General features: G+C 56.5%; 1 protein-coding gene. It reads right to left on the reverse strand.

Annotated elements, in window-relative coordinates; all coding sequences use genetic code 11:
* Positions 1-279 precede the first annotated feature (279 nt).
* The coding region (locus B7449_RS17730; RefSeq protein WP_048883969.1) for an aminotransferase-like domain-containing protein at positions 280-1,644 on the reverse strand (1,365 nt) is incomplete at its 5' end.

The raw sequence follows: 1,644 nt of genomic DNA on the forward strand, positions 1-1,644 counted from the left end.
GAAAACGTGACATGGAATGCGCCAACTACAAAATTTTGTATGGATACCTTTTTGGGTACAAAAAAAACAAAGAGACAAATAGGAAGCCATTTAAGGCGGACGAAAGAAGACAATAAATGATAAAATGCCAGACAATGATGGGGTATATAAATAACTCATTGTTTTTGCTTGATACTTAAATCACGCATTTGTGAAAACCTCAGAGGCCTTGTTTTCTATGAATGCACAGATTCACCGTCGAATCAGTAGGTTGCGCCGATTCACGGTGTAGCGGCGAGATCACACAATATCGGCAAAACCGGGGGAGCGTTTGTGCTGCAGGACAGACATCACGCCATGCAGAGATTCTTCAAGGCTCGCCGCATCTGGAGCGCTGCCTAGTGCAATCCGCGCGCGCTGCGGGGGTTCGCCACTGATGGTGAAAACGGTGCTGGGAACCAGCGCCAGTCCCCGCCTGCGGGCGTAGGCGACAAAATCCGCGCTGCCCCACCAGTCTGGCAGTTTCAGCCAGACATGCGGTCCGTCGGGGTTCATACAGTGTCTTTCCCCCAACACCCTGCGGGCGATCGACTGGCGCAGGCGCAGTTCCTTCTGGATCGAGTGGAGGATCGTGTGCGCCTGTTCCGTCTGCATCCACCGCGCCGTCAGCGCACTGAGCAGGCCGGCATTGGTGAGCGCGATAGCTCGAATAGCCGCTGTTACCCGTCGAGTCATGTCAGTATTCGGCAGGGCAACATAGGCCGTGCGTAGGCCCGGACTGAGCGTCTTGGCAAGGGTAGCCACGTAGCTGACACGGCTATGGTCGAGGGCCGCCAGCGCCGGTAGCGGATTGTCCATCAGCAGGCTGTAAGGGTCGTCCTCGGCGATATGCAGATGATGGTGCTGGGCGACCTTCAGGATGTCCTCGCGTCTTTGCAGGGACATCGTGGCCGTGCTGGGATTGTGGATGGTTGGAATGCAGTAGAGTAAGCGGGGATGATGTTCGGCACAGACCCGATCAAGCTGGTCTGGCATCATGCCTTCCATGTCGCTGTCCACACCGACCAGAATAAGGTCAAACTGCGCTGCTATGGTCCGGATACCGGGATAGGCAATGCGGTCAGTGACAATAACATCGCCGGGTTGGGTATGAGTGCTGACGATTGCCGCCAGAGCGCTCTGTGCACCGGGCGAGACAAGGATTTCATCCGTTCGGCGCTGGCCGATGACGGGCGCGATCCATTTCGCGCCGAGTTGGCGTTCTTCCAGTGTGCCACCCGTTACCCGGTAAGACATCAGGCTGTTCAGATCCTGCTGCTTCAGGATGGCCGTAATATCGTTCTGGATAACGCGTTGAAGGGGCGGGTCCTGCGGGATGGGCGGCAGGTTCATGGTCAGGTCAACCACGGCGGGACCGGTATGACGCCAATGACTTTCCCCTGCGCCAACACGAACAAAGGTACCCCGACCAACTGTTGCGTCAATCAGACCCCGACGATGGGCCTCGGTAAAGGCGCGCGTCACGGTTGTCAGGTTGGTTCCGATATGGCTTGCGATGGTTCTCTGGGGCGGCAGTCTATCGCCTTCTCTCAGATCGCCTTTGCGGATGGAAAGTGCCAGCGCATCAACGAGTGTCAGATACATCGCATTCGGGCTTCGGCTGAT

The organism is Komagataeibacter intermedius TF2 (assembly GCF_000964425.1).
GTDB classification, from domain to species: Bacteria; Pseudomonadota; Alphaproteobacteria; order Acetobacterales; family Acetobacteraceae; genus Komagataeibacter; species Komagataeibacter intermedius.